21 protein-coding genes are annotated in these 23,590 nt (G+C 43.8%); 10 read left to right on the top strand and 11 right to left on the bottom strand.

Features of this window, described 5'->3' with window-relative positions; translation table 11 throughout:
• The first annotated feature begins 194 nt into the window (after positions 1–194).
• Positions 195–845, top strand: coding sequence for a hypothetical protein (locus tag AAEO56_RS18315; RefSeq protein WP_341698528.1), 651 nt, complete (start codon positions 195–197; stop codon positions 843–845).
• A gap of 14 nt (positions 846–859) precedes the next feature.
• Here AAEO56_RS18315 and AAEO56_RS18310 read toward each other — a convergent pair whose 3' ends face one another.
• The 3 genes from AAEO56_RS18310 to AAEO56_RS18300 are packed head-to-tail and all read right to left on the bottom strand — an operon-like array spanning position 860 to position 2,932.
• Complete coding sequence (locus AAEO56_RS18310; protein WP_341698527.1) at positions 860–1,213, bottom strand: hypothetical protein; 354 nt, start codon at positions 1,211–1,213, stop codon at positions 860–862.
• 2 nt (positions 1,214–1,215) lie between these two features.
• Positions 1,216–1,965: a hypothetical protein gene (locus AAEO56_RS18305; protein WP_341698526.1), complete on the bottom strand. Its 750-nt coding sequence runs from the start codon at positions 1,963–1,965 to the stop codon at positions 1,216–1,218.
• Positions 1,958–2,932: a polyprenyl synthetase family protein gene (locus AAEO56_RS18300; RefSeq protein WP_341698525.1), complete on the bottom strand. Its 975-nt coding sequence runs from the start codon at positions 2,930–2,932 to the stop codon at positions 1,958–1,960. The genes AAEO56_RS18305 and AAEO56_RS18300 overlap by 8 nt, the downstream gene beginning before the upstream one ends.
• Before the next feature lie 246 nt (positions 2,933–3,178).
• Here AAEO56_RS18300 and AAEO56_RS18295 point away from each other — a divergent pair, with 246 nt between their 5' ends.
• The 5 genes from AAEO56_RS18295 (at position 3,179) to AAEO56_RS18275 (ending at position 10,179) form a co-directional block, all read left to right on the top strand.
• On the top strand, positions 3,179–3,772 hold the full coding sequence (locus AAEO56_RS18295) for a TetR/AcrR family transcriptional regulator (protein ID WP_341698524.1): 594 nt from the start codon (positions 3,179–3,181) through the stop codon (positions 3,770–3,772).
• Between the two features lie 86 nt (positions 3,773–3,858).
• On the top strand, positions 3,859–4,455 hold the full coding sequence (locus AAEO56_RS18290) for a TetR/AcrR family transcriptional regulator (protein WP_341698523.1): 597 nt from the start codon (positions 3,859–3,861) through the stop codon (positions 4,453–4,455).
• Between the two features lie 36 nt (positions 4,456–4,491).
• Entirely contained in the window at positions 4,492–5,865 is a 1,374-nt protein-coding gene (locus tag AAEO56_RS18285) for a TolC family protein (RefSeq protein ID WP_407934969.1), read from the top strand.
• A gap of 5 nt (positions 5,866–5,870) precedes the next feature.
• Positions 5,871–6,929, top strand: coding sequence for an efflux RND transporter periplasmic adaptor subunit (locus AAEO56_RS18280; protein WP_341698522.1), 1,059 nt, complete (start codon positions 5,871–5,873; stop codon positions 6,927–6,929).
• A gap of 67 nt (positions 6,930–6,996) precedes the next feature.
• A complete protein-coding gene (locus AAEO56_RS18275) occupies positions 6,997–10,179 on the top strand; it encodes an efflux RND transporter permease subunit (RefSeq protein ID WP_341698521.1) in 3,183 nt (1,060 codons plus the stop codon).
• A gap of 158 nt (positions 10,180–10,337) precedes the next feature.
• Here AAEO56_RS18275 and AAEO56_RS18270 read toward each other — a convergent pair whose 3' ends face one another.
• From AAEO56_RS18270 to glgA, 3 genes are all read right to left on the bottom strand, one after another.
• Positions 10,338–10,895 carry a YdcF family protein gene (locus AAEO56_RS18270; RefSeq protein ID WP_341698520.1) on the bottom strand — a complete coding sequence of 186 codons (558 nt, stop codon included), beginning with the start codon at positions 10,893–10,895 and terminating at the stop codon, positions 10,338–10,340.
• A 98-nt stretch (positions 10,896–10,993) separates the two neighbouring features.
• On the bottom strand, positions 10,994–12,265 hold the full coding sequence (locus tag AAEO56_RS18265) for a glucose-1-phosphate adenylyltransferase (protein WP_341698519.1): 1,272 nt from the start codon (positions 12,263–12,265) through the stop codon (positions 10,994–10,996).
• A gap of 204 nt (positions 12,266–12,469) precedes the next feature.
• Complete coding sequence (glgA, locus tag AAEO56_RS18260) at positions 12,470–13,696, bottom strand: glycogen synthase (RefSeq protein WP_341698518.1); 1,227 nt, start codon at positions 13,694–13,696, stop codon at positions 12,470–12,472.
• A 206-nt stretch (positions 13,697–13,902) separates the two neighbouring features.
• Here glgA and AAEO56_RS18255 point away from each other — a divergent pair, with 206 nt between their 5' ends.
• On the top strand, positions 13,903–16,350 hold the full coding sequence (locus AAEO56_RS18255; protein WP_341698517.1) for a TonB-dependent receptor: 2,448 nt from the start codon (positions 13,903–13,905) through the stop codon (positions 16,348–16,350).
• Entirely contained in the window at positions 16,350–17,474 is a 1,125-nt protein-coding gene (locus AAEO56_RS18250; RefSeq protein ID WP_341698516.1) for a PepSY-associated TM helix domain-containing protein, read from the top strand. The genes AAEO56_RS18255 and AAEO56_RS18250 overlap by 1 nt, the downstream gene beginning before the upstream one ends.
• 33 nt (positions 17,475–17,507) lie before the next feature.
• Here the strand turns inward: AAEO56_RS18250 and AAEO56_RS18245 are convergent, their stop codons facing one another.
• The 4 genes from AAEO56_RS18245 to AAEO56_RS18230 all read right to left on the bottom strand — a co-directional run bounded on the left by AAEO56_RS18245 (position 17,508) and on the right by AAEO56_RS18230 (position 21,305).
• Positions 17,508–17,855 carry a toxin-antitoxin system YwqK family antitoxin gene (locus AAEO56_RS18245; protein ID WP_341698515.1) on the bottom strand — a complete coding sequence of 116 codons (348 nt, stop codon included), beginning with the start codon at positions 17,853–17,855 and terminating at the stop codon, positions 17,508–17,510.
• A gap of 165 nt (positions 17,856–18,020) precedes the next feature.
• The gene (locus AAEO56_RS18240; RefSeq protein WP_341698514.1) at positions 18,021–19,019 is read right to left on the bottom strand and encodes a TlpA family protein disulfide reductase; all 999 of its coding nucleotides are present in this window, start codon (positions 19,017–19,019) and stop codon (positions 18,021–18,023) included.
• A 235-nt stretch (positions 19,020–19,254) separates the two neighbouring features.
• Positions 19,255–20,238: a TlpA family protein disulfide reductase gene (locus tag AAEO56_RS18235; protein WP_341698513.1), complete on the bottom strand. Its 984-nt coding sequence runs from the start codon at positions 20,236–20,238 to the stop codon at positions 19,255–19,257.
• 56 nt (positions 20,239–20,294) lie between these two features.
• Positions 20,295–21,305, bottom strand: a complete 1,011-nt coding sequence (locus AAEO56_RS18230; protein ID WP_341698512.1) for a TlpA family protein disulfide reductase — start codon at positions 21,303–21,305, stop codon at positions 20,295–20,297.
• A 166-nt stretch (positions 21,306–21,471) separates the two neighbouring features.
• Between AAEO56_RS18230 and AAEO56_RS18225 the strand changes: the two genes are divergently transcribed.
• Both AAEO56_RS18225 and AAEO56_RS18220 read left to right on the top strand, forming a co-directional pair.
• Positions 21,472–22,032, top strand: a complete 561-nt coding sequence (locus tag AAEO56_RS18225) for a hypothetical protein (protein WP_341698511.1) — start codon at positions 21,472–21,474, stop codon at positions 22,030–22,032.
• 83 nt (positions 22,033–22,115) lie between these two features.
• Positions 22,116–22,658 (top strand): hypothetical protein, encoded by a 543-nt coding sequence (locus AAEO56_RS18220; RefSeq protein WP_341698510.1) that lies wholly within the window; start codon positions 22,116–22,118, stop codon positions 22,656–22,658.
• 78 nt (positions 22,659–22,736) lie between these two features.
• On the opposite strand, the gene AAEO56_RS18215 is transcribed toward AAEO56_RS18220, so the two are convergent.
• Positions 22,737–23,534, bottom strand: coding sequence for a hypothetical protein (locus AAEO56_RS18215; protein ID WP_341698509.1), 798 nt, complete (start codon positions 23,532–23,534; stop codon positions 22,737–22,739).
• Positions 23,535–23,590: the final 56 nt, after the last annotated feature.

The raw sequence follows: 23,590 nt of genomic DNA, 5'->3' as shown, positions 1-23,590 counted from the left end.
TACGAGTTCGTGGAAGAATTAAATATGGAAATAATAAAAGAAATAGTGGTAATCTGCGATGGAGATCCAAGCAAAATACCACTATCTAATATGGTTTAAAGTCTTCCGAACACTTATGTTTTTAGAACCTTGTAGGTTTTAAATAATAGTTTAAGAATGTACTCATGCCTTTACAGGCTTATTTTAATTTAAGAATGCAGAAGACGAAAAAGATACGCGGGCATAAAAGGCGCCTCAAGCAAATAGAATACTGGAAGCAGTTCCATCTTTCAACAAACCTGAATGAGATATTATATAAATGGCAAGATCATTATGCTAAAATAAGGATATATCCGTGGAACGGATTTACAACAGGCAATAGCCACGTTCCTGAACCAAGAGGAAAAACAAGGGAGGCTATGCTTAACGGACTTTTTGATATTTATGAAAACTGGAAGATGCAACTTGACAAAATGGGCGAACCCTATTACTTAAAAATATGGCTTTACGAGCCAAACTTCAGTAAATCAGAAGTTGTATGCGCTATAAGAGATAAGCTTCATAAATATGACAATACTTTTTTAGAAGCTGAGAATAACGCAGTTTTAAAAACTGAACCGTATGGAAGCGCACGATTTAAAATCGAAGCCATGGAATGGGAGCACAATATCGAAGAAGAACACCATACTAATTTTGTAGGTGAACCCGGAGACTACGCTTCCCTTGATGACTTTAATGCATCAAGGCAGTTTTTAAAGCAGATGCTGAAGAAACCGCACCGTACAACTATTTATGAAGAACCTATAGGTGATATTACCGAGTTTTATTCCTTTAAAAGAGGGAACGTGTGGATTGGTGGTGACTAAAAATCTTTTTACCATCAATACCTATTCCTGAACCATACCTTCTGCCATTCCCTTTTCAATACCAAAAAAGCAACCTGTTCGGATAGTTCTACAAGGTCGGAGCCGTCGAGTGATTTTATGTCTTTTTCAGGAACATCAATGATGTATAGGAGGTTAAGGTATTCGGCGAATTTGTGCTGGATCAGGCTGTATATTTTTTCATGTATGCTTAGCTTAAGCTGTATGGGCGAAGTGTCCATAGGCAGGTCGATCGTTTCATTGGCGAGGGCAAAGTCCTTATTAAGCTGCTCGACCAGCTTGATGTACAGTTGTTCCTTTTGCGCTTCGCTGAGGAGCAGGTCGGTGTTTTGCGGTGAGGTAAATGTCATTATTATGTTTTATTAGCCCGTTTCCTTTTATCCCAAAGAAACAAAATTTTAGCAAGGATTACGTCTCCACCAGTATAAATAAATAAGGACCCTACAGGCGGGTTGGCAGCCGGGAGGATACCAAATATAATGGGCTTCCATACCCAACAGCCAAAGGCTGTACCTGTAAATTCTATAAAAACGCAGTAAAGGGCAATCCAGTAATACAGGGGATCCCATTTTTTTCGCCTAAGTACTAAAAAAAAGAAAATCCCGAATATCAGAGAGAACACATCGCCCGCGATTGCTAATGCCCCAATGAAGATTATTATAAAAATAGCCGGAAATATAATGCTCAAATGTGTGGCGTTCTTTTGTGTCAGCGCAGCCTTTGCCAAAATGTATCCGGACGCATATACCAATGCATGCCCAAAAGGAACATATAGGGGTATGGCATCCCCTTTATAATTGTACATCCCTAAAGCGTCGGAACACAACAGCTCTCCAAGATAGGACAGCGGCACCATGACGAACATCAGTCTTTGCAGTTTCCTGCCTACCGAATTAAAAAGGAGTAAGAAATACGCAATAAACAGTACATTAGCAACCTGCCGGCCATCAAAATACGCCCCCATAAACTGAACCGAATCTATGCCCAGCCCGGCAACGATAAATAGAAAGAATGAAAACGCCAGCCAAAGCTGCATGGTTTTCAGTTTTGGGCTTTCGTAAACAGGCCCGGGAAGCGCTATCGCAGTAAGCGTTTTAAGCATTCCTACCCATCAGGTTTTTGCCAAACGCCCGCAGCATCTGTTTTTTTTCTATGCTGATATCCATTTTTTCCAAAGTATCAAAAGCTTTGAGGGTATATTCCTCAATAGCCTGTTTGGTCGTAGTATCGGCCCCTGTATGCCTGAAAATGTTTTTTACCGCAACAATCTTGTCGCTATGGTCTTCCGGATGTAGGGCAAACCATTGCAGCAGGTTTTCCTTTTCATAAGCATTAGCCTGTTCCAGCGCTTTCAGGTACAGGTAGGTTTTTTTGTTCTCAATGATATCGCCGCCCACCTGCTTGCCGAACGTTTCCGGATCGCCAAAAGCATCGAGGTAATCGTCCTGCAACTGGAACGCGATCCCGAGATTGAGTCCGAAGTCATAAATAAGGTCACAGTTCTCCTGCGAAGTTTGCGCTACAATAGCCCCCATTTTCATGGCAGCGGCTACGAGCACGGCAGTTTTATATTCTATCATTTTCAGGTACTCCGGCAGGGTAACATCATCACGCTGCTCAAAATCAACATCCCATTGCTGTCCCTCACAGACTTCCAGCGCGGTTTTGCTGAACAATTTTGCCAGTGAGCGGAAGACCTGTGGCTCATATTCTTCAAAATGGCGGTAGGCTAATATCAGCATCGCGTCACCGGAAAGGATACCTGTGTTGAGGTCCCACTTTTCGTGTACCGTCTGGTGGCCGCGGCGCAGTGGCGCATCATCCATAATATCATCGTGCACAAGCGAGAAGTTGTGGAATATCTCGACCGCTATTGCAGCAGGAAGGGCTTCCCGGCAGTCGGCATCAAAGACCTCAGCAGCCATCAGCGTGAGCACAGGCCGCATGCGCTTGCCCCCCAACGATACTATATATTGTATGGGACGGTACAGGTTTATGGGTTCTTTCTCTAAGGAAGTGGTTGCGAAATAATCGGAAATGATTTGCTGGTAATGCCCTATCGGATGCATGTAACTATTTTTTTTGCTAAGGTACTGCTTTCGACATTCCTGATAAAAATTTTAGCTACGAATTACACAAATTTTCACTGATCCTATATTACGATGATAATATCATTACGGGCATCAATTTGTCTTCGCAGCTGTTTTTCAATCGTTTGAAATAGAACAATCGTTAAATAAAATAAAAAACTTTGGAAACTTTTTAGGTTTTAAAAGTTTCCTACTCTACCTTTGACCCAAATTTTAGAGGACAGAATGAAAGAGACGATTTTAAGTAAAGCAACTGATATGTTCCTTACGCTGGGTTTCAAGAGCGTTACCATGGATGACATTGCCAATGAGCTGGGTATATCCAAAAAAACGATTTACCAGCATTACAGCAATAAAAATGACCTGGTGGAAGCCAGCACCATGCACCTGTTCGGGACTATATCGCAGGGCATTGATACTATAAGGGAAATGGATAAGAATTCGATTGAGGAGATATTCATTATAAGGAGCTTTATGAAGCAGCACCTAAACAATGAAACCGCATCGCCGTTTTACCAGCTGCAAAAGTTTTTTCCAAAGGTATTTTCCTGCCTCCGTACAAAACAATTTGAAAAAATGAACGGCTGTATGGTAGAGAATCTTCAAAAAGGTCTGGACAATGGCATTTACAGGCCGGAGATCAATATAAATTTTATATCGCGGATTTATTTTACCGGACTGACAGGCATTAAAGACGCTGACATATTCCCATCTGATATTTTTGATGTGGATGATGTAACAAAACAGTACCTCGAATATCATTTACGTGCCATCGTAACTCCGAAGGGACTGGAAATACTGGAAAAATTTATTAAATAGTTTTAACATTATTTTAACATTTGTAAATATAAAAAACAAGCTAAATTTGCATTGACAAAAATGTCAAACAAAATAGTTAAACAAATATGTCAGCAAAAGTAACCGATCAGGATACAGAGAAATTGATAAAAGATACTGCGCTGAGAGTCTTCTTCGCCGAAGGGCGCTTTAATGCGACCACACAGGAGATAGCCGATGCTGCAGGAGTGAACAGGACACTGATAAATTACTATTTCAGGTCGAGAGACAAATTATTCGAGCAGGTATTTGAAGAGGCCCACAAGCAGGAGCATGAGCTAATGGAGCAGATATTTTACTCAGGGATACCCTTTAAGGAAAAAATAGAACGCCACCTGGATGTAGCCTTTGAGCAGTCGCAGAAATATCCTTATCTGGAAATTTATATGGTTACACAGGTAAACCAGGGATGCAATATTAAAAACCATGACAATATGGAAGGCCTCCTGAAAGATTTTTACAGGGAGATAGAAGAAGAAATGGAAAAAGGCACAATACACAAAATGAGGCCACAGCAGTTTGCTCTCAATTTCATTTCGCTGATGTCTTTCCCCGCTGCTATGAGGCCGCTGCTACAGGAAACAATGAGCTTTACGCCGGAAGAATTTGACATCATCCTTGAGGAGCGCAAGGAAGTAATTATGAAAACACTTTTTATAAAATAACCATTAATACATCAAATCAATTAATACATTCAATAAATGAAGATCATCAATGAACTGAAAAGTTTTCCACAGAAAGGATGGGCTTTTCTAATGGTTCTTCTGGCAACTATCTCCACGCAGGCTCAGGTAAAGCCGCAGGAGCTTACGCTGAAAGATGCCATAAACTATGCCCTGGAGAACAAGGCAGATGCCAAAAAGGCAAAACTATCGGTAGAAAACAGCGAATACCAGATACAGGAAGTTCGTGCAAGGGCGCTACCGACTATCTCGGCAAGCGGAAACACTACCTACAATCCGATATTGCAGCTTAATGCGCTTCCGGGCGACTTTTTTGGCGCACCGGGCACAACAATACTGGCGCCATTGGGGCAAAAATGGGTATCAAGTGCAGGCGTTAACCTTAACCAGGCAATCTTTGACATGTCGGTATTCACGGGACTTAAAGCAGCACGCAGCACACGCGAATTCTATCAGGTAAACGCACAGCTTACCGAAGAGCAGGTAATAGAGCGCGTTGCTAACAACTACTACCAGGTATACGTACAGCGCCAGCAGCTTGCCATTATAGACAGTACCTACAGGAACACCACCAAGGTAAGGGATATCATAAAGGGGCAGTTTGACAACGGCCTTGCAAGAAAGATCGACCTGGACAGGATGAATGTGAACCTCTCCAACATCAACACGCAGCGCCAGCAGCTTATCAACGCGGTACAGCTACAGGAAAATGCCCTGAAATTCTACATGGGCATGCCGATAGAAACGCCTATAACGCTTCCTGAAACTGAATTTACCGTGACACCGATTGCATTGAACGACAGCCCGGACACAACAATACGCAGCGAATACCAGGTGCTTAAAAAACAGGAACAGCTGCTGTTTTACCAGAAAAAATCCATAATAGCCGAATATTACCCTTCGCTGTCATTAACTGCGGGCTATAACTATATTGGGCAGGGATCCCAGCTCCCGTTGTTTGCTAAGCCTTCTGATGGGGTATACTGGTCTGATTATTCATCTATAGGGGTTAATCTTAAAGTGCCTATTTTTAATGGTTTCGGTACCCGTTCCCGTGTAAGGCAGGCAACCATCGACCTGAAAAATATTGAAGAAGACCTGAAAGATACGAAGCTGTCGCTCGACCTTGCATTTGAAAATGCAAAAACGCAGATAAACAACAGCATCATTACCATCGACAACCAAAGGGAAAATGCAAAGCTGGCACAGGAAGTACTTGACAACACCCAGAACAATTACCAGAATGGCCTTGCAACACTAACCGACCTGCTCGATGCTGAAAACTCTTATATAGAAGCACAAAACAATTATACCTCTGCCCTGCTCGACTTCAAGCTTGCAGAAATACAGCTCATCAAATCTAAAGGCGAATTAAGAACATTAACAAACTAATTATAATGAAAAAGGTAATATATATAGTAATAGGTATCGCAGTATTAGGGCTTGGCGCATACATACTGATGAAAAACAAAGAGAAGACCGAAGCGGAGACGGCTGTGGTTTCTGAAAAAAATACTGCCGTAATGGTAAGGACTGCCGTAGTAAAGAAAGAAGTCCCGAATACAGATTACGTTTCCAATGGTACTTTCGAGCCGTTCCAGCAATTGGAATTCCCTGCTGAAAACAATGGCCGTGTAGTTCGCGTACTTGTTGATGAGGGCGACGTGGTGCGCAAAGGGCAGGTGCTTGCCGTAATAAAAGGCGACCAGCTGAACATCGAACTGCAAAATGCACAGGCAGCTTACCAGAATGCCATAACCGACAGCCAGCGCTATGAGAATGCCTTCAAAACAGGTGGTGTAACCAAGCAGCAGCTGGACCAGGCAAAACTGGCATTGGTAAATGCTAAGGCAAGGATGGACCAGGCGAGGATAACCCTTGGCGATGCGAACATCAAGTCGAGCATTAACGGTATCGTGAACAAACGCAGCGTTGAGCCGGGAACGGTAGTTACACCGGGTACGGTATTGTTCGAACTGGTAGATGTTTCTAAGCTGAAGCTGAAAGTGACTGTAAACGAGCAGCAGGTTTCTACATTGAAAACCGGTACCTTGGTTACTGTTAAGGCAAGTGTTTTCCCTGATAAGGAATTTAAGGGTAAAGTAACGTTCATCGCGCCTAAGGCTGATGCATCGCTTAACTTCCCTGTAGAAATAGAAATTGCCAACAATCCCGGAAACGAGCTGAAGGCAGGTATGTACGGTTCGGTTGTATTTGGCGAAGGCAAATCGCAGCAGGCGATCACTACTATACCGCGCAATGCATTTATTGGCGGTGTGGGTAACAACCAGGTATTTGTAGTGAATGGCGACGTTGCCAAGCTTACAAAAGTAACTTCAGGCCGTATTTACGGTGAAGTGGTGGAAGTGCTTGAAGGCCTCAAAGAAGGCGACGTGGTAGTGACCAGCGGCCAGATTAACCTGCAGGACGGTACTAAAGTAACGGCTGTAAAATAAGAAGTTTAAGATGTTGGGTTCTCAAAGAACTTTAAACTTTTAAACCTTAAACTTTAAACTAAAGAAAATGAAATTAGCAGAAATATCCATAAAACGGCCAACGCTTATTATAGTGTTGTTCATAATACTTACCCTCGGCGGTATCTTTAGCTACAGCAGCCTGAGCTATGAGCTTATCCCGAAATTCGAGATGAACGTGGTAACTATCTCTACCGTGTATCCGGGCGCTTCGCCGGGCGAGGTGGAGAATACGGTGACCAAAAAGATAGAAGACGCGGTGTCGTCGCTGGAGCTTGTAAAAAAGGTAGAATCCAAATCCTACGAAAGCCTTTCGCTGGTAATGGTAACGCTGGAGCCTGAAGCCGATGCTGACTACTCCCTTAACGATGCGCAACGTAAAATAAACGCCATCGAAAAAGACTTACCTGAAGATGCCGATCCTCCTGCACTGGTAAAGTTCTCCCTGAGCGACCTTCCGGTTATAACATTAGGCGCAACCTCCAAAATGGATGAAGTAGCGTTTTATGACCTATTGGACAAAAAGATCGAGCCGCTATTGGCCCGTGTTCCGGGTGTGGCACAGGTAACCCTTGTGGGTGGCCAGGAAAGGGAAATACAGGTAAACCTTGACGAGGAAAAGCTGAAAGGCTACGGCCTCTCTATCCCTGCGGTGCAGCAGGCAGTGCTGGGCAGTAACCTCGACTTTCCTACCGGTAGCGTGAAAACGCGCGAAAGCAGCATGCTGGTGCGCCTTGCGGGTAAATACCGTACAGTAGAGGAAATGCGTAACCTTGTAGTATCGTCTAAAAACGGCATACAAATACGCCTTGGCCAGATAGCCGATGTGCAGGACAGCCAAAAAGAAGCCGACAAAATCGCGCGCCTTGACCAAAGGAGCGCCATTGCACTACAGATCACGAAACAGACCGAAGCCAATGCCGTACAGGTGAGCGAAGATGTTCGTGCTATTATTTCGACTATCGAAAAGAACTACGCAAAAGACGGCTTGAAGCTCGAAGTGGCAAACGACACCTCGGAATTTACCCTGGTTGCGGCAGATGCGGTTATCCATGACTTGTTCATAGCCATATTCCTTGTAGCATTCGTGATGCTGTTCTTCCTTCACAGTATAAGGAATGCCCTTATCGTAATGGTATCTATCCCGGCATCGCTTATCGCGACGTTCATTGGTGTATACCTCCTGGGCTATACCCTGAACCTGATGAGCCTTTTGGGTCTGTCGCTCGTGGTAGGTATCCTTGTGGATGATGCCATCGTGGTACTTGAGAACATCTACCGCCACATGGAGATGGGCAAGAACCGCGTACGTGCCGCCTATGAAGGTACCGCAGAGATCGGGTTTACCGTATCAGCGATCACACTTGTTATCGTGGTGGTGTTCCTCCCTATCGCAATGAGTACGGGCCTTGTGAGTAACATCATCACCCAGTTCTGTATGGTGGTTGTTATTGCAACATTACTATCATTACTGTCATCCTTCACGCTTATCCCTTGGCTATCATCACGATACGGCAAGCTGGAGCATATTGAGGGGAAAAATATTTTCGGCAAGGTTATCCTTGGATTCGAAAAAGGCCTTGACCGCTTTACGCACTGGGTAACCGGCATCCTGAAATGGTCGCTGCGCAGCCGTGGTACCAAACTTGCCACCCTTGGGATCGTAATAGCGCTTTTCGCGGGATCGATCGCGTTGCTTGGCGCAGGCTTTATCGGGGGTGAATTCTTCCCGAAACTCGACAGGGGCCAGTTCATGGTACAGCTCGAAATGCCGAAAGATGCCTCGCTGGAGCAAACGAACTTCATGACCCAAAAGGCAGAGAAATTCCTCCAGGACAAAAAAGAAGTGAAGAGCATCATCAGTACCATAGGCCAGACCAGCGAAGGTTTTGCCGGTGTACAGAGTACAGCATACAAATCAGAGATCACCGTGACCCTTGTAGACCAGGAGGAACGTGCGGACAACTCCTTTGTCTATGCCGCAAAAATGAAGCGTGAGATGGAGAAAGAACTTATTGGCGCCAAGATAAAAACGGTGCCGGTGAGTATAATGGGTGGTGCCGACGAAGCGCCGATAGCCCTTACCATAACAGGTACCGACCTGAAAAGCGCCATGGATTTTGCCCAAAAGGCTGCTGCGGAACTTGCTAAGATAAAAGGATCTACAGAGATCAAGCTGACATCGGAATCCGGTTCGCCTGAGGTAAACGTACAGGTAGACAGGGACAAGATGGCAACCCTTGGGCTTGACCTGCAAACCGTGGGCCTTACCATGCAGACTGCCTTTAACGGTAATACCGATGGTAAATTCCGCGCAGGCCAGTATGAGTACGACATCAACATCCGTTTTGGCGAATTCGACCGTATGAACATCAACGATGTGCGTAACCTTACCTTTGTAAACACTATGGGCGAGGAAGTGAAGCTCTCGCAATTTGCTACTATCAGCGAAGGTTCGGGACCGTCATTACTCGAAAGGCGTGACAAGAGTGCATCCGTAACTGTGCAGGCACAAACCGTGGGACGCCCTGCTGGTGACGTTGCCGGCGATTGGGAAGCCATCTTCTCTAAAATGGAACGCCCGGCCGGTGTTGAGTATGTATGGGGCGGCGACGTTGAAATGCAGGGCGAAGGTTTCGGTACGCTGGGTATCGCGCTCCTTGCAGCTATATTATTGGTTTACCTTGTAATGGTAGCTTTGTATAACAGTTTCGTGTATCCGTTCGTGGTACTGTTCTCCGTACCGCTGTCGTTCATCGGGGCGCTTGTTGCCTTAGCGCTGACAGGTAACACACTGAACATATTTACAATATTGGGTATCATTATGCTTATCGGGTTGGTGTGTAAGAATGCGATACTTCTTGTCGACTTTACCAACCACAGGAAGGCAGAAGGTGAGACCACAGTGAACGCGCTTATACAGGCCAACCACGCCCGTTTGAGGCCGATCCTTATGACGACGATCGCGATGGTTATCGGTATGATCCCGATCGCTTTGGCCAAAGGCGGTGCAGCACAGATGAACAATGGCCTTGCATGGGTAATCATCGGGGGGCTTATCTCCTCACTATTCCTTACCCTGGTTATTGTACCTGTGGTGTATTCGATATTCGACAGCCTTATCAGGAGGTTCTCTAAAGGCAAGCCAACTGACTATGAAAAAGAAATGGTTGCCGATTATGAACACAAAGAACTTAGCGAAGACGGCTTTACCGTTAAGCACCAGTTATAAAATATCCACACTCCATTTATAAAAAACTCCCGGTTGGTAATGCAATCGGGAGTTTTTGTTTGGCCTCTCCCCAACCCTCTCCGAAGGAGAGGGAGCCAGGACGTGCTTACTCATATGGAAAGACATTCAGGAGAAATAATACTATATCCGGCAAGCACTTATTGCGTGTAATACGCCGGGAATTCCCTTAATATGGAATACAAGTCGCGGATTTCAAAATAACGCGGACTTACATTACTCACGTTTTCAAAACCCTGTTTTCTCAGGAGCATTTTCGTTCGCGACACATGAAAGTATTGCGATACCACAATAAGGCTTTTAAGGCCGAGGCTATCATTTAGCTTCAGCACATTTTCGGCAGTGGCGCGGGTATTGTTGCCATGATTATCTACAACTATCCTGCTTGACGGTACTCCGTTCTGTACGAGGTACGCCTTCATTTTATCGCCTTCATAAAAGCCCTCCTTGCCAAAACCTCCGCTTACAATTATGCGGTTTACGCGCCCGGCCTTGTACAGCCCGAGCCCGCAGGCCACACGCTGTCGCAGCCTTTCCGATAGCGTGCCGTCTTCATTAACCGTTGTGCCAAGTATTACTGCGGCATCGGCAGTCCCCTCCGAATCCTGTAGCCCGTCTGCTACAATGTAAATAGAATGCATCAAAAACCACGCTAACAGTAAGGAGAAAAATATTTTTGTAAAGCGTTTTAGCTTCATTGGTTGGCTGATGGATATAATAAATTAAGAGTTTGAAAAAAAATCTGTGGAGATCAGGCTAATCATTGTCATCCGTGTTCCCTTTTCGAAATGTCGTATCAAATACTAAAGCCATTCGGCAGCATGGAGCCTTTTTTGATTATGATTATCCCGTCTTTAATGGTATATTCATCCGTATTGGCATTCTCAAGATGAGCCCCGCCATTAAGCGTAACATCATTCCCGATGCGGCAGTTCTTATCCACGATCGCATTATTGATAACACAGCGTTCGCCAATGCCGTAGTTCACGATGTTGTTCTCGTAATTGTAAGTCATTTCGTCAAGGTTCTGGTAAAAGTCATTCCCCATCAGATACGAATTGGAAATTTTGGAGCCCCTTCCAATCCTGTTCCGGATGCCGATAACCGAATGCTCAATGGACGTACCATCGATAATACAACCCTCGGCAATAATAGATTTGTCTATGGTCGATGCTCCGGTTATTTTAGATGGTGGCAAGACCCTCGCACGTGTATATATCTTGGATAAATTATCGAATAAATTGAATTTCGGGATATCATCGGTCAATCCTAAATTGGCTTCAAAGAAAGAATCAATATTTCCGATATCGGTCCAATAACCCTCATATTGATAGCTCAGTACTTTTTCTTTCCCGATTGCCTGCGGAATGATCTCCTTCCCAAAATCTTTGGGTTCTGGATCGGACATCAGGTCGATGAGCAGCTGCCTGTTAAAGATATAAATACCCATAGAGGCCAGATAATGCTTGCCCTCCGCTTTCGATTCGTCGCTCACTTCCGATGCCCATTCAGGTAATAGGTCAACGTGCGGCTTTTCGATAAAAGAGGTAATCAGGCTCTCATCATCCGTTTTTAATATCCCGAATTCCGGGGCTTCTTTTGCTGTAACGGGTAATGTCGCTATAGAGATGCCGGCACCACTTTTTTCGTGGGCCTCGATCATTTCATTAAAATTCATTTGGTACAACTGGTCTCCGGAAAGTATCAGGGCATAATCGAACTCATGGTTCAGGAAATGCTGCATGCACTGGCGTACCGCATCGGCTGTGCCCTGGAACCACGTAGGGTTATCCGGTGTTTGCTCGGCGGCAAGGATGTCGACAAAAGCAGTACTAAAATGCCCGAACTGGAATGTATTCTTGATGTGCTGGTTCAGCGAGGCCGAATTGAACTGTGTAAGCACGAACATCCTGTGGATATTCGAGTTGATGCAATTGGAGATCGGGATGTCTACCAACCGGTATTTTCCGGCAATAGGGACAGCCGGTTTAGAACGCCTGTGCGTCAATGGAAATAACCTTGAACCCTGCCCGCCACCAAGAATGATGGCCAATGTACTTTTACTCATCTTTTACCGATTTTAAATTCAACGCTGTTTAAAATTTAATTTAACTACAGAGGAACATAGCTTTAATGGTCTCAAAAGAAACAGACCGGCTTTTAATATAGGCAGACATCACATGAAGTATCGCTTCAATGCTATTGTGTAGCTTATGTAATCCTCAAAAATGCTATGAAGATCTATGTATCTATGTGGTTATTTTACTCCGTTTTATGCTTCTTCTTTTTCGAATTTCGAAATGACTTCCTGATAATAGTCAAAAGTGGTTTTTGCAATAGACTCCCAACTGAATTTCTCCAAAACACGCTTCCGCCCTGCCTTACCCATTGCTATTGCCTTGTTTTCATCTTCCAGTAACAGATTGACCTTTCCGGCAAATGCTTTTTGGAATGCTTTCGGGTCTATAGGGTTAAAGTCGGTTCTCGATACGCTCTCCAGTGGGATAAGGTAACCTGTTTCGCCTTCGGTAAGGATTTCGGGGATACCGCCTACTGCGCTTCCCACAACCGGAGTTTCGCATGACAGCGCTTCGAGGTTGATGATGCCAAATGGCTCGTACAGCGACGGACAGGCAAACACCCGCGCATGGCTGTACAGCACCCGTACTTTGTCCCTGGGGAGCATTTCGGATATGAGTATGACACCTTCCCGCTGTGATTTCAGAATGTTGATAAGATCTTCAGTTTCCTTAGCAATCTCAGGTGTGTCGGGGGCACCGGCGCAAAGCACGATCTGGCAGTTTGTATTGAAATAATGCGCCGCCTCTAGCAATTGCGATATCCCTTTCTGGCGTGTTATCCTGCCCACAAAAAGCACAAAGGGCACTTCGGGGTCGATCCCGTATTTTTTTAGCAGGTCGTTGTCAAATGTAGGCTGGTAAAACTCCGGATCGATCCCGTTATGGATCACCGTTACTTTTTTTGGATCGATACCATACGCTTCCACAACATCTTCCTTCATTTGCTCACTAACGGCAATTACGCCATCAGCTGCATTGTACGCCTGGCGCTCGATCCATCTTGACAGGAAATAACCATTCCCCAATTGCTCTATTTTCCACGGGCGGTGCGTCTCCAGACTATGGGTTGTCAGGATCAGCGGTGCCTGGAGCAGTTCCCTCGAATAGATACCTGCAAGGTGCGTGTACCATGTATGGCAATGGATAATATCGGCTTCTAAAGTATGCTGCGACATTTCCACATTCCGGCTCAGGTTTTGGAACATTTTTATGTGGTTATTGCCCGGATCTTCCATCTTATTCAATGACGGTTCAATACCAATAACGTTCATCGATTCAGTATGTTCATCCTGATTCCCAAAACAACGGATCTCTACATCCGCCAGCTTCGCGAGTTCATGACTTAAAAAATCGATATGTACACCTGCCCCGCCATATATATTCGGGGGGAACTCATTGGTAAAAAGGGCAATTTTCATACTATGTAAGGAGCTTTATGATAGTGAATTATAAAGATATGAAATTAAGCCATTGCCCTGACTATATTTAATAAACTTAATATTCAGCCTATAGATAATGTATTTATCTAATACATGAAATTAAAATTTATTTAGAATAAGTAAAAATAATTTTGCCCAATATAATTTTGGCTATTACTTTTGTGCCTGCAAAAAACAGTAACACCATGTACAAATTCATTATCAACAAGCTTTTGCTTTGTTTCCTACTTTTAACAGCTGCCGCAGGATGGTCTCAGGAACGCGGCAGGATAACCGGCACAATATCTGTTAGCGACAACTCTGCTGCAGAAAATATATCTATAGCGCTCAAGGGCACTTCACACGGTACATATACCAATGCAGAAGGCCAGTTTGAGCTTAAAAATATAAAGCCCGGAACGTATACACTCCGTATCTCTGCCATAGGCATTACCGCTGTAGAAGAGCAGGTAACTGTAACGGCAGGCGAAACAATTACCAAAAACGTTACACTAACTGAAAGCCGTGAGCAGCTTGACGAAGTAGTGATCGATGGACGGAATAACCGCTACAAAAGGAAAGAAAGTGCAACCGTATCGCGTATGCCTTTGAAATCACTGGAAAATCCGCAGGTATACAATGTGGTTACCAAAGAGCTTATGGCCGACCAGCTGGTTACCAACCAGGACGACGCACTTAAAAATGTAGTGGGCCTCTACCAGCTTTGGGGCGCTACAGGGCGTGCCGGAGACGGTGGATCGTATTTTGCCTCCAGGGGTTTTGTAACCCAGGCACTGGTACGCAACGGCATTGCCGGAACCGTTATTGCCAACAATGATGCGGCAAACATTGAAACCATTGAAGCGATAAAAGGCCCCTCAGCAACACTTTTCGGGAGCGTACTTACTTCTTACGGCGGGCTTATAAACCGCGTAACGAAGAAGCCTTACGAAACATTTGGCGGCGAGGTAACCTACCAAACGGGAAGCTTTGGCTTTAACCGTGGTACCGTAGATGTCAACACACCCCTTAATGAGGACAAAACCGCATTGTTCAGGCTCAACGCTGCTACAACCGCAACCGAAACGTTCCAGGACTACGGGATGAGCAAGAGCACCTTTGTAGCGCCATCGTTCACCTACAAATTCAGTGACAGGCTTACAGCAACCATCGAGGCTGAATTTTTCAACCAGGATGCTACCGGTCTTAACCTTATCTACCTGGACTACATGCACACGCCTTCCAGCCTTGGCTTCAACAGCGCTGCCGACTTAAACCTTGATTTTAAGCGTTCTCTTGTTGGTGGCAACTTCATTACAGAAACCAGGAGCCGCAATATTTTTGGCACCGTTACCTACAAAATATCGGATAGCTGGACATCGCAGTCGGTAATTTCATCGGCGAACAATGCCGCTAACGGCCCCGGATTTTGGTTCTACCTGCGTCCGGATAATAAGGTATCGCGCAATGCCTGGGGTTTTGGCGGCTCATCGAATGCCATTGAGTTCCAGCAAAACTTTACCGGCGACTTTACTATCGGGAGTCTGAGGAACCGTATGGTGATAGGCGGCGACCTTTACCAGACGAAGGGCTATACAGACATTACCTACCTGCCCGGCGGCGGATGGGAATTTGACGAGATAGACTATTCAGGGGCAATACCTACATACAATGCCTTTAACCCAAGGAACATACAAAACCAGCTGGACAGCTCCAACAGTGTTTTTCATAGCACCACCAACCTAAGTACGCACAGCCTTTATGTAAGCGATGTATTAAACATCACTCCAAAATTGCTTGTTTCGGCAGGTTTACGTTTCGACAACTTTGAAAACAGGGGCAATTATGATGCTGCAAGCAACACGACTTCCGGTGCGTTTTCCCAAAATGCATTGTCACCCAAGTTCGGATTGGTCTACCAGGTAGTACAGGATCAGGTAGCTGTATTTGGGAACTACCAGAACAGCTTTAAAAATGTAGTAAACAGCAATGCAGGCAGTTCTGCACCGGGTATTAATACAAATACCTTTAAGCCGGAACACGCCAACCAGTTTGAAGCGGGTGTGAAGCTTGATGCTTTTAACAATAAGCTTGGCGCCAACATCAGCTATTATAACATTAAGGTAGACGATATTGTAAGGGCCGACCCATCTATTCCTAATTCCTCCATACAGGACGGCTCTCAGGAGAGCAGCGGGTTTGAAGCCGAAATTACCGCTTCGCCAATAAAAGGGCTGAACATTTTGGTAGGCTATGCCTACAACGACAGCAAGTACACGAAATCTGACGCAGGCATTAACGGCCTTCGCCCAACAACAGCGGGCCCACAGAACCTCGCCAACTTCTGGATAAGCTACAAGCTCCCGGCAACAGTTATCGAAGGACTGGGCATTGGCTTCGGTGGGAACTATGCAAGCGAAAGCGCTATTTACAACAGTAATACCTTTGACGGTGACGGAAATGTAAACGGTTCTGAAAAATTTGTACTCCCTTCCTATACCGTATTGAATGCATCGCTGTTTTACGACAAGCCAAAATACAGGATAGCGCTTAAGGCCAATAACATTACCGATGAGCTGTATTTTAACGGGTATACCACCATCAACGTACAGGCGCCGCGCAACTTTATGGGCAGCCTAACCTATAAGTTTTAATGGGATTTAAAAAGAAAATACGCTTTATACACAAATGGCTCGGGCTCACCTCCGGGCTCATTGTGTTTATAGTCAGCATTACGGGCTGTATCTATTGCTTTCATGATGAGATAAAGGACATGACCCGCGAATGGCGCACCGTTCCCGTTGAGGCGAAACCCTACATCGCTCCATCGGTACTGCAAAAAAAGGCGCGGGAACTGTATCCTGACGTAGTGCAGTCTATGGTCATCTATGGCGGTGAGGCACGTCCGGCGTTTGTATATGGAGTGAAGGGTGAAGACGGATACTTTATTTATTTCAATCCCTATTCAGGCCAGTTCATGCATGCCGAAAACCTTGAGGAGGACTTTTTCCACATTGTAGAGCATATACACCTGTACCTGCTGCTGCCGCCGGAAATTGGCAAGCACATCGTAGGTGTGGCAACAATCATTTTCATATTCCTGCTCATAACGGGCATCATACAATGGTGGCCTAAAAAGAGGAAGCACCTGAAGGACAGGCTGCAGGTAAAATGGAGTGCGAAATGGCGACGGGTAAACTACGACTGGCATAATATTTCGGGTTTTTACATTGCGCTGGTGGCGCTTGTGATAGCCGCGACGGGGCTTACCTTTACTTATGAATGGATGGGCGATGCGATGTATTATGGCGGCAACCTGGGCCGTGATTTTCCGGAAGAGCGCGCCGAACTGGTTATTGATACTACGCTTGCACAAAAAGACCCTCATGCAATAATGGATAAGGCCTTTGCACAAACCCTGAAACTTGCCCCCACAAAAGGCATGTATTTTATATGGGACCGCGGCCCGAAAGCAACAATGCTGAGCGGCTCCTATCCCAACGCCCTGGAATACCATCACCAGTCGAACCTTTACTTTCATCCGGCAACGGGAACACTGGTTAATCAGCAAATGTATGGTGACAAAAGCCCCGGAATGAAGCTGAAGGAAATGAATTACGGCCTGCATACCGGGCAATACTTTGGCCTGACAGGAAAGATCATTGCTTTTATTGCAAGCCTTGTCGCCGCAGCGCTGCCCGTTACCGGGTTTATTATCTGGTGGGGGCGCAGAAATAAAAAAGGGGGCAACCCAAAATTAAAAAAGGCTGTGAGTTGATCACAGCCTTTTTTGCAACTAAATAAAACGAGCTTATTTAGTTGAAACAATTGCATCTTTAGACCATTTCTTAACTTCGGCGACCCTGCTGTCTGCATAGTCAACCTCGTTCAGTACCGATCCGGCCCAGAAAAGCCATTTACCGGTTTTCATGCCATTGTTATATTCTCCTATAGACTGCTTTGTGCCGTCTTCATTATATGCTGTCCAGCTGCCGTGCAGTTTGCCGTCTTTATAAAAGCCTTCCTGCTTCACCTGCCCGTTATCATAGTAGTAGGTAGATTTTACCATCTGGTCCTGTATCTCGTGTTTTGGCTTTACGTTTTGGGCGGATAACACACCTGCTGACAACAGCACCGCAGCGATCATAATCTTTTTCATATCAGTTCTTTGTGTTTAATTATACATATTGTATCACAAATATAACGAATTAGTTTACACAAAATATACGTTCGCTTAACAATTTGGTAACATTGACAAAAACTTAACATTGGGAAATAAAAAAATCGGCGCAAAGCACCGATTTTACTATAGTTTCAAACAATTTTACTTTTTAAGCAATTTATCAAATTCTGCTCTTAATGCAGGGTCAGAAGGCCTTGGCGCATCAGCATTGAGTACATTTCCGTTAGGGTCGATCAATAAAAAGCGCGGAATAGAGTTTATCCCAAATGCCTGCACAAATGCAGAACTCCAGTTGTTATCGGCAAAAAGCTGTATCCCGCCCATTTGCTTCTCCTCTACCATTTTCTTCCATTTATCATGGTTCTTCATCTCATCAATTGAGATGCTAACGAAAGCTATTTTCTTTCCGTGGTAATCTTCCTCAATCTTTTGCAGGTGTGGGATCTCTGCCCTGCAAGGCCCGCACCATGTAGCCCAGACATCTATATACACGTACTTCCCCTTAAGGTCTTCGAGTTTTGTAATACCTCCTTTATGATTTTCGTAAGCAAATGACGGCGACGGGTTGCCTACCATTTTTTCGGCCTTACCTGCCTGTTCGATCATCCCTGCTATTTGCTGGCGCTGGGTTTTTATCTGCTGGCTGATTATAGTGTAAAAATCCTTATTGAGCGCCGAGTCTTCCAGCCGCTTTTCCATGCCGGCAAGCATCCCATCGATCGTTTTGTTTAGCAGTACAGGATCTTTAATCCCATCCAGCTTTTGCCCAATCTCTTTATTGTCCCTGTTGAACGCCGCCAGTGTATTGTTTTCTCTTTCCCCTGTACCTTTGAAGGCAACCGTTGCCAGGACATCTTTCGCATCCATTGTCATAGAGAGGTCGATTCCTTCCCTGAGATACAACACTGCTACACCTGTACCATCGGTAATTTGGTAAAAATCAGGCTTTACAGCAAACGATACGCTTTTAAAATTACCGTTAGCATCCGATTTCAGGACTTTTACAATACCTGTCTGCGACTTTATTATAAGGGAGTCATTCCTGCGGTTCTCCACTTTTGCCGAAAATTTCATTTCGCCTGTTTGTGCAAAAGCAAAGGCTGAAACAAAAAGAAAAACAATAGATAGGGTCTTTTTCATAATAGCTATTTTGAGTGCTAAAGATATAAAAATATAAAACCCCGCACTGCGGGGCTTCATTATAAAAAGGTTTTTAGCCACGAGTTACACAAATTTTCACGAATTGCCTTGGGTAATTACGAAGTCGTTTTTAAAATTTACAAAATCCTGTTACCGTTACCCTTTCGGTATTATACTACTAAAGTACTATGTGTATTTGTGGAAATTTGTGTAATTCGTGGCTAAAATTTTACTGCTATTTCAGCAATTTATCAAGCTGTGCCCTGAGTGCCGGGTCTGATGGCCTTGCGGCATCGGCATCCACAACGTTTCCTTTCGGGTCTATCAGTATAAACCTTGGTATGGAATCAATACCATACGCTTTTGTAAATTCAGAGCTCCAGTCTTTATCGGCGATCAGCTGGATACCGCCAAGCGATTTGTCAGTTACCATCTTCCTCCATTTTTCATAGTCCTTTTTGGTATCTATCGAAAGGCTTACGAATTCTATCTTTTTGCCGTGGTAATCCTCTTCTATCTTTTGAAGGAAGGGGATTTGCTGCCTGCATGGGCCGCACCATGTTGCCCATACATCTATATACACGTATTTGCCTTTCAGGTCTGCCAGTTTGGTCGTGCCGCCTTTATGGTTTTCATAAGTGAACTGAGGCGATGGCTTGCCTTTCATCGCCTGCATTTTCTGCATTTTGGCCGCTGTTTCTATAATCTCTGCCTTTTCCGATGTAAGCTGCTTTGTCATAATTGTCCTGAAATTTTCATCCAGTGATGTATCCGCCAGCCCTTTTTCGAGATTTTTAAATGTCTCATCGACAATTTTTGTTGTAGCAGCATTATCTTTCGCCGTGGCTAGCTTTGCTTCCATTGCCTCAATATCCATGAATTTTTTAGCGATGTAATTGTTTTCCTTCTCGCCAGTACCTTTGAACGAAATTGTTTCGTCAAACATTTTTGCATTCATGGTCATGGCCAGGTCGTAGCCGTTCTTCAAATATATAGTGGCGACCTCAGAGCCGTCGAACATCTGATAAAACCCTGGCTGCACAGCAAATGCGTCTTTAAAGTTACCATTTGCATCGGAAACAAGTACTTTATTCAGTGTGCGCGACTGGATGTGAAGTGTGTCGCTGTTGCGGTTTTGCACTTTGGCAGCAAACTTTACCTGGTCCTGGGCTAAGGCGGAGGCCGATGCGAAAAGGAATAGCAAAAATGTTTTTTTCATAATATTTTAGTATTGGTTGATGTTGTAAGAAACGAATATACTGAATTTATAGTATATCAATAAAGCAGCTTATCCAGTTGTTCCCTTAGGGCTGGATCACCTGGCCTTTTGGCCTCAGCATCCACTATATTGCCAGAGGGGTCTATAAGTATAAACCTTGGTATGGACTCTATGCTATATCTCCTGACAAAAGAAGACTCAAAGCCTTTTCCCGAGAACAACTGGATCCCGCCAAGCGATCTGTCAGTTACCATTTTTTTCCATTTGTCATGGTCTTTTTTGGCATCAATAGAAAGGCTTACAAATTCTATATTTTTCCCGCGGTAAGCCTGTACCAGCTTTTGCAGGTTAGGGATTTCCTGTAGGCATGGGCCGCACCAGGTAGTCCATACGTCTATATATACATATTTGCCTTTCAGGTCTTCCAGGCTGGTTGTACCGCCTTTGTGGTTCTCGCAATCAAATTCCGGCGATGGCTTGCCTTTTATATCTCTGAAAGCCACTGTTTGATTAATTATCTTTTCCAGCCGGGATTTTTCCATTATAAGCTGGCTATCCATTACTTTTCTGAAATTTCTGCTAAATCCTTCATTTGTGAGGTCGGTGCGGAGTTTATTCATAACATAGCTTGTTATCCTCGTAAGATTTGTTTTGTCATTACTTTCCGCTATTTTTTCCTCCGCTTCCTCGATCAGTAGAAATTTTTTGGCTAAGTAGTTGTTCTCGCCGGAACCCCTGCCTGTAAACAATATCGTTTCGTCAAACATTTTTGCATCCATTTCCATATTGAGGTCATAACCATCCTCAAGGTAAACAGTTGCACTTTCAACGCCATCGAGCAATTGGTACAGCCCGGGCAGCATTGTAAAAGCACCTTCAAAATTCCCTCCTTCATCAGATACCATACCCGCCCTGAAAATCTTAAGTTGGTCTCCTTCTGTCCTCACCTGTTCCAGCGTTAAAGTATCACTGTGTCGGTTTTGTATCCTGGCGGCAAATTTTACCCTCGCTTCCTGTGCAAAAGCGCAGGCAGGCGAAAAAAAGAGTAGTAGTATGAGTTTTTTCATGGCTTGCTATTCCTGTAAAAATAAATTTATGTTTTTATTTTACCCAATATAAGCATAACTATTTATGCTATTAAGTAAGCTAGTTGAAAATAATTCTATGTTTTGACAGGTAAATCCCGGTCAATTGCTATATTTAATTTTTAAACCAACCCCTGAACAATTGCTTATGAAAATTAAAGCTGCCATTGCTGCTATAGCCCTCCTCCTGCTTGTTTCCTGCGATGATGAAGAAAAGACCCAAACTGTAAAAATAGATGGTAAGTATCTTTTGGAAATCCCGTCTTATTTTACAAAAGCAAAAGGCCTTAACGAGGATGCATCCCTTGAGTACCAGAATGCAATAAGGGAATTGTATGTTGTAGTAATTGATGAGGACAAAGCAGCACTGCAAAAGATGATCGATGAAAATGAACTTTATGATGTTTATCCCAGTAACCTCGGCGGTTACATGAAGCTGGTAACAGAAAATTTTGAAACAGGGTTCAGCCTCGACACCCTTCCCGTTGCAAAGGATATAAAAATTAATGGGCTTCCTGCGAAGGTAATGTCCTTTGAAGGCAAGGTCGCAGGTATTCCAAAGGTTTATTACAAAATGGCGTTTGTAGAAGGGAAAAACCGGTATTACCAGGTAATGAGCTGGACGCTGGCCGACCGAAAAGGAAAACATGAAGCCACAATGCAAAAGATGATTGACTCCTTTAAAGAAACGGATAAAAGTAAAAACTAAGCAACTGCTTAAATAATTTTATTGACACATACATCAGAGCCAATTATCCTTTATTTCTAAACCTTCTGACCTAATATTTGCTTATGAAAATTAAAACCGCAATTGCTACCCTTGCTTTGCTGCTCATTGTTTCCTGCGGGAAAGAAAAGACCGAAACTATAAAAATTGATGGAAAGTACCTCATAGAACTCCCTGCTGACCTCACGAAGACTACCGGCCTCAACGATATTGCATCGCTTCAATATCAAAATGCTGAAAAAGACCTGTATGTTGTCATATTTGATGAAGGTAAACATGAATTGCATCGGGCATTAAAAGAAAGCGGGTTAAATGTATTGTACCCCAACGACCTAAGTGGCTATATGAAATTAGCAATAGGAAACTATACAGCCGACCTGGACACTTTCCCACCTGTAAACGATGTGAAAATAGGTGGCCTTAATGCTAAAACCATGGCATTTGAAGGCCGGGTACAAAAGCTGTCAAAGGTTTATTACAAAATGGCTTTTATAGAAGGAAAAAACCGCTACTACCAGATAATGACCTGGACCCGTGCCGACCGGAAAGAAGAGCACGAAGCAACAATGCAGAAAATAATAGACTCGTTTAAGGAAACCGGTAAGTAAAAGTTCGTAATGCAGGCTGTAGTACGAAACCAACAACCTGCACGGATTAATCCCTTTCAGGTTGGTGACTTTTTTCGATTACGGCTTGTTATTCAAAAGCTTATTCCTTATTTCATCGGGCATTTTCCAATTATAATCTTTCCCGATTTCATCAAAAGTTTTTTTCCAGGATTCAGAATTGCCGTCTTTTAATACTGCCCTGTTTTTTTTCAGGTAATTTGCAATTTCATAAACCTGGTGAAAACTGGTATAAGCGTTTTCGCTATTTTGAAAAGCGACGATTGCATTATCGACATCTTTATTTAAAAGGTACGAAAATCCTCTTTTTTCCCATTGGATCGCAGAATTGTAATCTTTAGCTATGGTCCCGGAAGGTAATATAATGTCGGGATTAATTAATCTCTTGTTTTCTTCAATTTGTGTTTTTAAAACTTCAAGCTTCTCTTTTTGTCCGGTATTAGTACTGTCAAAATGAGTAAGGAGATTGTTATATTCCTTCTTTATAACCGAGTCATTTTTTAACACGGGGGCAATAAATTTCTGGTATTCCTTATCTACTTCTATATAATATTTACACCACCCTTTTTTGAGTTTTTCCGAAGGTGTAACATTTGAAAAGAATTGTGCCAGCATTCTTTTTTGGCCCGGCTCCTTATTAAGGACAATCAGGTCGGTAATATACTTATCATATTGCTGTATCTCCTGTAATCCGGCAGCCCGGTCCCTAAAACCATAATCTATAATTGTCGTCAGCAAAACCAGGCCGACACTCCCTATTAGCCATTTATACAGTTCTATTTTTGTTTTGTATTTTTCAAGGACCAATTTTTCCTGCTCAATATCCAATGGTTCTGTATTTGGTAGTTCTGTTTCCATAATATTTTAGTTATTAGTTAATTATAGTTTATAACATTGTTATTGGTATAAATTTA

The organism is Flavobacterium arundinis, assembly GCF_038289855.1.
Lineage (GTDB): Bacteria > Bacteroidota > Bacteroidia > Flavobacteriales > Flavobacteriaceae > Flavobacterium > Flavobacterium arundinis.
The sequence above is the reverse complement of the archived record's forward strand: the minus strand, read 5'-3'. Positions and strand labels throughout refer to the sequence as shown.